Annotated in this window: 8 protein-coding genes; 4 read left to right on the top strand and 4 right to left on the bottom strand. The window is 68.0% G+C overall.

Translation table 11 applies throughout. From position 1 onward, the window contains the following. Positions 1-1,562: thioredoxin domain-containing protein (locus ACAM49_RS25270; protein ID WP_369638048.1), on the top strand; the 1,562-nt coding region annotated here is incomplete at its 5' end. Here ACAM49_RS25270 and ACAM49_RS25265 read toward each other — a convergent pair. The 3 genes from ACAM49_RS25265 to ACAM49_RS25255 form a co-directional block, all read right to left on the bottom strand. Then, a complete protein-coding gene (locus ACAM49_RS25265) occupies positions 1,475-2,029 on the bottom strand; it encodes a hypothetical protein (RefSeq protein ID WP_369638047.1) in 555 nt (184 codons plus the stop codon). The two genes, ACAM49_RS25270 and ACAM49_RS25265, sit on opposite strands and share 88 nt — an antisense overlap. Positions 2,030-2,250: 221 nt before the next feature. Further along, a complete protein-coding gene (locus ACAM49_RS25260; protein ID WP_369638046.1) occupies positions 2,251-3,822 on the bottom strand; it encodes an adenylate/guanylate cyclase domain-containing protein in 1,572 nt (523 codons plus the stop codon). Positions 3,823-3,921: 99 nt separating this feature from the next. After that, positions 3,922-4,629: a hemolysin III family protein gene (locus ACAM49_RS25255; RefSeq protein ID WP_369638045.1), complete on the bottom strand. Its 708-nt coding sequence runs from the start codon at positions 4,627-4,629 to the stop codon at positions 3,922-3,924. Positions 4,630-4,771: 142 nt separating this feature from the next. Here ACAM49_RS25255 and ACAM49_RS25250 point away from each other — a divergent pair, with 142 nt between their 5' ends. Further along, entirely contained in the window at positions 4,772-5,551 is a 780-nt protein-coding gene (locus ACAM49_RS25250; protein ID WP_369638044.1) for an isoprenyl transferase, read from the top strand. 80 nt (positions 5,552-5,631) lie between these two features. Further along, positions 5,632-6,237: a hypothetical protein gene (locus ACAM49_RS25245; protein ID WP_369638043.1), complete on the top strand. Its 606-nt coding sequence runs from the start codon at positions 5,632-5,634 to the stop codon at positions 6,235-6,237. Here the strand turns inward: ACAM49_RS25245 and coaA are convergent. After that, on the bottom strand, positions 6,234-7,166 hold the full coding sequence (coaA, locus tag ACAM49_RS25240; RefSeq protein WP_040812324.1) for a type I pantothenate kinase: 933 nt from the start codon (positions 7,164-7,166) through the stop codon (positions 6,234-6,236). The genes ACAM49_RS25245 and coaA overlap by 4 nt on opposite strands. Positions 7,167-7,509: 343 nt before the next feature. On the opposite strand from coaA, the gene ACAM49_RS25235 reads away from it, so the two are divergent. Further along, a complete protein-coding gene (locus ACAM49_RS25235; protein WP_369638042.1) occupies positions 7,510-8,709 on the top strand; it encodes a DUF885 domain-containing protein in 1,200 nt (399 codons plus the stop codon). The last annotated feature ends 113 nt before the right edge of the window (positions 8,710-8,822 follow it).

Genomic DNA, 8,822 nt, shown 5'->3' with positions numbered 1-8,822 from the left:
GGGTGGAGTTGCTCGATCATGCGGTGGGGGCGGTGTTGAAGGATTTGGACTCGCAGCACGGCGGGTTCGGGGGTGCGCCGAAGTTTCCGCCTTCGGCGTTGTTGGAGGGGTTGTTGCGGCATTTCGAGTTGAGTGGGGATCTCGGTGTGCTGCAGGCGGTTTCGTTCACCTGCGAGGCGATGGCCCGGGGTGGGATATATGACCAGTTGCGGGGTGGGTTCGCTCGGTATTCGGTTGATGCCGCGTGGGTGGTGCCGCACTTCGAGAAGATGCTGTACGACAATGCGCAGCTGCTGCGGGTGTATGCGCATCTGGCGCGGCGAGCTCCGGAGTCGTTGGCGCTGAGGGTTACTCGGGAGACCGTGGAATTCCTGCTCGCGGATCTGGGGACCGCGCAGGGCGCGTTCGCGTCGGCGCTGGATGCCGATACGCATGTGGAAGCTGGGAAGCCGGGAGTGGAGGGCGCGACGTATGTGTGGACGCCCGCCGAGCTGAACGGTGAGCTCGGTGCGATCGACGGAGCTTGGGCGGCAGAGCTTTTCGGTGTCACGACGGCGGGGACATTCGAGCACGGCACCTCGGTGCTGACCCGATACGCCGATCCGCAGCCGCGCGATACCGAGCGCTTCCGGGCGATCCGGGCACGGCTGTCCGAGGCTCGGTCCCGGCGGCCGCAACCGGAGCGCGACGACAAGGTCGTGACCGCCTGGAACGGTATGGCGATCGTCGCGCTCGCGGAAGCCGGTGCGGCGCACGGGTATCCGGAGTGGATCGAGGCCGCCGCGCGGTGCGCCCGGTATCTGCTGGATACCCATGTGACCGACGGGCGGGTCTGCCGCGCCTCGCTGGGCGGGGTGCCCGGCTCGGCCGCCGGTGTGCTGGAGGACTACGCCTGGCTCGCACTGGGTCTGCTGGCCCTGCATCAAACCGTCGAGGGGGATTGGCTGGCCGAGGCGCAGCGCCTTCTCGAAGCCGCCATCACCCACTTCGCCGATCCGCAGACGCCGGGCAGCTGGTTCGACACCGCCGACGACGCCGAAACCCTGCTCACCCGCCCGCGCGACCCGCTGGACGGCGCAACCCCTTCCGGCACGTCGGTGCTCGCCGAGGCCCTGCTCACCGCCTCCGCGCTCGCTGATACCGACGCGGCGTCGCGCTACCGGCAGCTCGCCGATCTGACCCTCGCACGCGGCGCGATACTGCTGGCCCGTGCGCCTCGTTCCGCGGGGCACCGGCTCGCGGTCGCCGAGGCCGCGATCCGGGGACCGATCCAGGTGGCGATCGCCGAGGCTCCGGACTCCGATGCGCTCGGCACTCCGGTGACAGCGACCGGCGCCGTCCAATCCGGCGGTGCCGCGAGCCTGCTGGCCGCGGCCCGGCTGGCCGCACCCGGCGGCGCGGTCATCGTCTCGGGTGCGGTGGATTCGCAACCCTTGCTGGCCGATCGGCCACCGGTGCGCGGCACGGCGGCCGCCTACATCTGCCGCGGCTCGGTCTGCGACCTCCCCGTCACCTCCGCTGACGACATCCGCGCGGGACTGCTGCCACCGGCCTCCGCCTGACCCACGCGGCGGGGGCCCGCCAGGATCGCGGCGGGGACGCCGACCAACACCGCGGCGATGTGGATGGCGCGAAACAAGCCGATTATCACCGAGTTCGGGGTCCAGCCGAGGAACATGTCGCCGAGGTGGTCGGCCGTCGTGATCGCGTGTAGTGGCTCGACCACCAGCGAGGCTAGGCCCAGCGTGCCCAGTCCGATCACGAGAACCCAACGGGCCCACACGCTTCCGGTGAGCATGCGGGCGGCAAGCGCGAAGACGGCAAGGTAGATCGCCACCCGGATCAGGAGTCCGACCGCCACGCCGATGATCTGCGCATCGGGCCCGTCGAGGACAATGGCCATGCGCCCCAACGTTTCCGCGAGCCCGGCGATGAGCGCGATGATGATCGCCCGGTAGGCCAGCACCGCCCGATCCGGTCGAGCCCAAACCGCCGCCGCCGTCCGTTCGAAAGCACCGATCTCAGTCATACCGGTACTGTCCGCCTGCGCACCCGTGCCGCGGATCACCCTCCGGTACTGCCCGGCCGTGGTTCCCGGGTATCGGTACGGGCACATAATCCGTTGCCGCCGCGCGGGCCCGGCCATACAGTCCAGCGATGTTCAGTTCACGTTTCTCGTCGCAGTATCGCCAGGTCCAAGCCGGTTCGCGGATTCACCTCGAGCGGCTGAATACTCGAGCGGCTGCATGATCAGCGATCGACGCCCTGGCCGGCGGCGGATGCCGGAGGTGGGGGTGCGGCCGGTTCCGGGACGGCCTGCGGGGCATTGCCGTTGCGGTGGGCTGGCGACGGGACATCGGTCCAGCAGGCAGTGGGCTCTTTGCGGCCGCGGAGCTGGAGAGTGTCGAAGTGGGTCCAGTTCGTGCGCTCGGCGTCGCAGGCGGCGTCTATGACGGCCTGACTGGCGAGAATCCGGCGCGGCACCTGCTTGGCCTCGGTGGTGAGGCGGGCGGCCTCGTTGACCGCGTCACCGATGACCGTGAACTCCAGGCGGGTGTCGGTGCCGACATCACCGGCGAAGACCAGCCCGCGCGCGATCCCGATGCCGACATCGAGCTCGCCGAGCGCGGCCACCTCGTCCCGAATCCGCCGCGCGGCCCGCAGCGCCGGAGTCGCATTGTCGTCCAGCGCGATCGGCGCGCCGAAAATGCACAGCGCCGCATCGCCTTCGAACTTGTTGACCAGCCCGTGATTGTCCTCGGTGGCCGCCACCACGGTCGACAGCAGCCGGTTCAGCTTGGCCACGAAATCGCGCGGCGCGAGCTCGGTGGCCATCGCGACCGAACCGGTCACATCCACGAAAAGCGCTGTCACCACCCGCATATCGCCGGTCAGGCTGGGCGTGCCCGACAGCGCCCGCTCGGCCACCTCGGTCCCCACGTGCCGCCCGAACACCGTCCGCATGCGTTCGCGCTCACTGAGATTCGCGGCCAGCTCGTTCACCGAATGCTCGAGCCGCCCGATCTCGCTGGTGCTGTTGATCGTCACGCGGGCGTCGAGATCGCCGCGCGCGATCCGGTCCAGCGCATCCCGCAGCGTGTGCATGGGCGTGGCCACCGCGCGGGCCAGCGCCGCGGTCGCCACCACACCCGCGGACAGTCCGACGATCGCCATGTAGATGCCGGTCCGGATGCGGTCGTGGGCATCGGTCGACGGATCCGCCAGCACCGTGATCAACATGAACAGCGGCACCGCCCCGGCCACCGCGAAGGTGACCAGCACCCGGGCCAGCACGGTATTGCTCCAGTGCGCGGTCTCGTCGAGCACCTCGGCCACCACCGGAATGGTCGGCCGGATGAGCCGGTCCACGATCAGGAAGGTGAGGGCCGCCGACTCCAATCCACCGAGGGTGAACATGGACAGCACGACCGGGAAGCTGCGTTCCTCGGTGGCGTGCGAGAAGATCGCCGCCGCGATGATCACGCCGGGCAGCCAGATGGCCAGCGCCCGGCCGGTGATCGAGAGCGGCAGTTGCAGTAGCCGTTTCGCCTCGCGCTCGGTGGGCGGGCGGCGCTGGTCCAGCCAGCCGAAGTAGTGGCGGCGGTCCCGCACCGCCAGGATGATGCCGACCAGCGCGCCGATCGTCGGATAGATCGACACGTAGACGAAGGTGCGCATCCAATCCGACCCGAGCCGGCTCAGGAAGCCGCTCAGGAACAGTTCGGTGGTGATCACCGCGAGGCCGCCGAGGTTGCACGCCATGACGACAGCCGACAGACCCCCACGCGCACGCAGCGCCCACAGGATGAGTCTGCTGGTCACGTCGCAGACTCTAGAGACCTTTCGTCCCTCTTTGCACGTTTGTGGGTAATTGCATCGGAGATCAACGACAGCGCCGGGATCAACAGCGCGGGGCCGGAATCAGCTGAGCAGCACCAGCCACACCGCCACGTAGTGGCACAGCGCCGCGACCACCGTTGCGGCATGGAAGAACTCGTGATGCCCGAACACCTCCGGCCACGGATCCGGCCAGCGCGAGGCGTACAGCACCCCGCCCACGCTGTAGGCGATGCCGCCCGCCAGCAGCAGGATCACCGGAGCCCAGCCGACATTGGCGATGAGCGTCCCGGCCACCGGGACGATGGCCCAGCCCAGCAGCAGATACAGCGGCACCCCGACCCAGCGAGGCGCGGTGGGCCACAGCATCTTCAAGGCCACCCCGGCCAGCGCACCCGCCCAGACGATGGACAGCAGCACCGTCCCGGCCGCGCCGCGCACACCCAGCAACGCGAAGGGCGTGTAGCTGCCCGCGATGAACAGGAAGATCATCGAGTGATCGGCCCGCTTCATCCACATGCGCGCGCGAGCGGTCTTCCAGTTCACCCGGTGATAGGTGGCGCTGATCCCGAAGACCCCGCACACGGTGATCGCGTACACCAGCGTCGACCATCCGGCCTTCGCCGACACCGTGCTCGCCACCGAGACCAGCACGATGCCCGCGATCGCGGCCACACCCACCGCCCACGCGTGGATCCATCCGCGCATGCGGGGCTTGATCAGTGCCAGCTCTTCCCGGACGGTCTCGAGGACCTCCGCCACGGGGGTGGCGGGCTGCGCAGTGTCGGACATAAGTTCCTCCTCGGTAACCTACGGTACCGTAGGTTAGGGCGAGCGGGCCGGTCGAGTGGGTGTCGTCACGAAGTGTCCCCCGTGTTTCGGAGCTGTGTCCCGGTCGCTCCGCTATTCGCCACGGGGGCGTAGGGTTGCGGCCGTGAAGGTTGCGAGTCAGGTGCGTGGGCTCCCATATCGCATATATGAGAAGCGGCTGGCCCAGCAGCTGGCGGGCAAACAACATCCTCGGCATGTGGCGGTGATGTGTGATGGCAACCGGCGCTGGGCACGGGAGAACGGCTTCAGCGATATCAGCCACGGCCATCGGGTCGGTGCGCTGAAGATCGCCGAGCTGGTCGGGTGGTGCGGCGAGGCGGGCATCGAGATGGTGACCCTCTACCTGCTCTCCACCGAGAACCTGCGCCGCGACTCCGACGAGTTGCAGACCCTCTTCGAGGTGATCACCGACGTCGTCGACGAACTGTCTGCGCCGGAACAGGATTGGAGCGTCCGCATCGTCGGCGCGCTCGATCAGCTGCCCGGGGAGATGGCGCGGCGGCTCAGCGAGGCCGCCAAGTCCACCGAGGGCCGCACCGGCGTGCACGTGAACGTCGCCATCGGCTACGGCGGCCGCCAGGAGATCGCCGACGCGGTGCGCTCGCTGGTCCGCCAGGAGATGGACGCGGGGGAGACCGGCGAGGATCTGGTGCAGTCCATCACCGTGGACGCCATCGGCCAGCACCTCTACACCTCCGGCCAGCCCGATCCCGATCTCGTCATCCGCACCTCGGGCGAGCAGCGGCTCTCCGGATTCCTGTTGTGGCAGAGCGCCTATTCGGAGATCTGGTTCACCGAGGCCTACTGGCCGGAATTCCGGCGCGTGGATTTCCTGCGGGCGCTGCGTGATTACGCAGCCCGGCACCGGCGCTTCGGGGTGTAGAACACGGCGAACCAACGGTTCCGTTGCAGTGCAATGTGTTCCGGGTTCGCCGCAACCTTGCTCGCGTACCGTCGGATTGCATGAGCGAGCTGTACGAGGGGCAGGGCGGCCCCGCGGAATCCCAGGTCGTGGCGGTGCCGTACATCAGTTACGAGGCGTTCGGCCGGGCCTTTCTCGAATACGCGGCATCCACGGAACGGATAGCCGGGGCCTTCGAGAAGCTCACCGGGGAGGCCTTCGAATTCGGGCCGATCGGGGCGGGGCCGGGCAAGCTCGCGAAACTCTCGGCCACCGTGCGATTGGGTCAGCCGCGGCTGAATCGCGAAGTGGACGACATCATTTCGTTCGATCTGGTGATCCCGCTCAAGGTCGATCTGCTCGTCGATCTGGCGGTGGATCGCTATCCGTTCCGGGTGGACGGCACCATTCACCTGCATCTGACCGTGCGGACCGCCGAACCGCTGCGGGTGCTCATCGAAATCGACGAGCCGCAGCCGAGCAATGTGCGCATCAATGTCGCGAGCGCGACCCGGCGCGGTGAGGTGCTGCGCATCGTGGCCAGTGTCGATCACGAGATTCGCCGTTTCGTGGCGCGCTACATCGCCACGGAGATCTGCAAACCGCACATCCAGGCGGCCACCGATATCGATGTCGCCGCCAGACTCGATGCGGCTTGGAAGCTTTAAAGCTTGCGCAGCCGCAAGCGGTTGATGGAGTGATCGGAATCCTTGCGCAGCACCAGGGTCGCGCGGGGGCGGGTCGGCAGGATGTTCTCCACGAGATTCGGCCGGTTGATGTTGTGCCAGATCTCTTTCGCCTGGTTGACGGCTTCCTGCTCGTTGAAGTTCGCGTAGTGGTGGAAGTGCGAATTCGGATCCTGGAACGCGGTCTTCTGCAGTGACAGGAACCGCTGCACGTACCAGTTCTCGATGTCCTCGATGCGCGCGTCCACGTAGACCGAGAAGTCGAACAGGTCCGAGACCATGAGCCGCGGACCGGTCTGCAGCACGTTCAGGCCCTCGACGATGAGGATGTCGGGCTGGCGCACGCAGTGGTACTCGCCCGGCACGATGTCGTAGGCGATGTGCGAGTACACCGGCGCGCACACCTCGGACGCACCGGATTTCACCTCGGTGACGAAGCGCAGCAGCTTGCGGCGGTCGTAGGACTCCGGGAAGCCCTTGCGGTGCATGATGCCGCGCCGGGTGAGTTCGGCTGTCGGGTAGAGGAATCCGTCGGTGGTGACCAGATCCACCCGCGGATGGTGGTCCCAGCGCGCCAGCAGCGCCTGCAGCACACGGGCGGTGGTGGACTTGCCGACCGCGACCGAACCCGCCACACCGATGACGAACGGAACCTGGCGGTCGGGATGGGTCTCGCCGAGGAAGGTGGCGGTGGCGGCGAACAGCCGCTGCCGGGCCGCGACCTGCAGGTGGATCAGACGCGCGAGGGGCAGGTAGACCTCGGCGACTTCCTCGAGGTCGATCTGCTCACCCAGACCGCGCAGGCCGACCAGTTCTTCCTCGGTCAGCACCAGGGGAGTCGACTTGCGCAGGGTCCGCCACTGCTTGCGGTCGAATTCCACGTAGGGGCTGGGCTCGCTCATCCGTGCCATTACTCGTGTCCCCGCACTCGGGTCGGCCGACAACAACTACAGCTTTCGGGAAGCCGCATCGTCGCCGTGCCCGGCGATCCGGCCAACACTCCACGCATAGCCGAATTGTGCTCGGCTCCAACATCGGGGTGAACACCAGGTATTGCTACTCGCCGGTAACCAGAGTGGGATCTGCCACATCACAACCATTGGGTTGGGCCGGTGAGCCTGCACGACAGGCGGATTCGGGCCGACGTGCCCCCGCCATTCCGGCCAGAAGCGCGCCGGGATGACCATGGGATGACCCCTGGAATGGCACGGGATGACCGGGCGGAGTGTCCGGTGGATCGCCTAGGGTCGTGGGATGGCAGCGCATCCTCTGGTCACCGAATATCTGCGGCTCGGACTGGCATTCGACCGGCTCGAAGAGGGCTTCGTCGACGCCTACACCGGTGATCCGGCCTTACGGCGCGAGGTGGAGAACGCGCCCGCGCCCGAACCGCGTGACCTCGCGCACCGGGCCGCCGCGCTGCGCAAGGAACTTCCCGACGCCGGACTCTCCGCCGAGCGCGTCGAATTCCTCGACGCCCACCTGCGCGCCCTCGAATGCTCGGCTCGCAAGTTCGCGGGCGAGGACATCAACTTCATCGACGAGGTGCGCGCCTACTTCGACGTGGACATCGCGCCCGGCGACACCGAGGACTACCGCGAGGCGCACCGGCAGCTCGACGAGGTGCTGCCCGGCGAGGGCCCGCTGCTGGATCGCATTACCGCGCACCGGCGTCAGGACGAGATCCCGCCCGAGCGCCTGAAGGAATGCGTGGCCGCGTTCTCCGGCGCGCTGCGCGAACTGGTCCGCGAACGCTATCCGCTGCCCGACAACGAGCACGTGGAATACGAAGTGGTGGGCGACAAGCCGTGGTCGGGCTTCAACTACTACCTGGGCAACTATCAGTCCCGGGTGGCCATCAACTCCGATCTCAAGCAGCACATGTCGCAGCTGCCGCACCTGATCGCGCACGAGTCCTACCCGGGCCACCACACCGAGCACTGCCGCAAGGAGGCCGGGCTGGTCGGCGCCGGGCAGGACGAGCAGACGCTGTTCGTGGTCAACACCCCGCAGTGCCTGATGGCCGAGGGCCTGGCCGACCTCGCCCTGAAGTCCATCGTCGGCCCGGGCTGGGGCCGCTGGGCGCAGGAGATCTACGCCGACCTGGGCCTGCGCTTCGACGGTGAACGCGCCGAACAGGTTTCGACCGCTTCGGCCAATCTGCTCGGCGTGCGCCAGGACGCCGCGCTGCTGCTGCACGACCGCGGCCGCGATGCCGACGAGGTGGCGGAATTCCTGCAGCGCTGGAGCCTGAGCACGCCCGAGCGGGCCCGGCAGTCGCTGCGCTTCCTGTCCTCACCGCTGTGGCGGGCCTACATCTCCACTTATGTGGAGGGCTATCGCCTGCTGGGCGGTTGGCTGGACCGGGCGGCCGATGCCGGCGAGCGGTCCGAGCGATTCCGCCGACTCCTGGACGAGCCCCTCACACCGGGCGCGATCCGGCGGCAAGGCTAAGATAGGGCCACCGCGACTGGCGCACTCGAGGTGGAAACAACCACCGGGAAGCACCGAAGTCCGGCACCGCGCGCCTGGGTGCCCGACGATCCCCGATTCGTTCGGGGTACCCG

Origin of the sequence: Nocardia sp. JMUB6875, from assembly GCF_041154655.1 — a bacterium.
In the GTDB taxonomy this organism is placed as follows: domain Bacteria; phylum Actinomycetota; class Actinomycetes; order Mycobacteriales; family Mycobacteriaceae; genus Nocardia.
The sequence above is the reverse complement of the archived record's forward strand: the minus strand, read 5'-3'. Positions and strand labels throughout refer to the sequence as shown.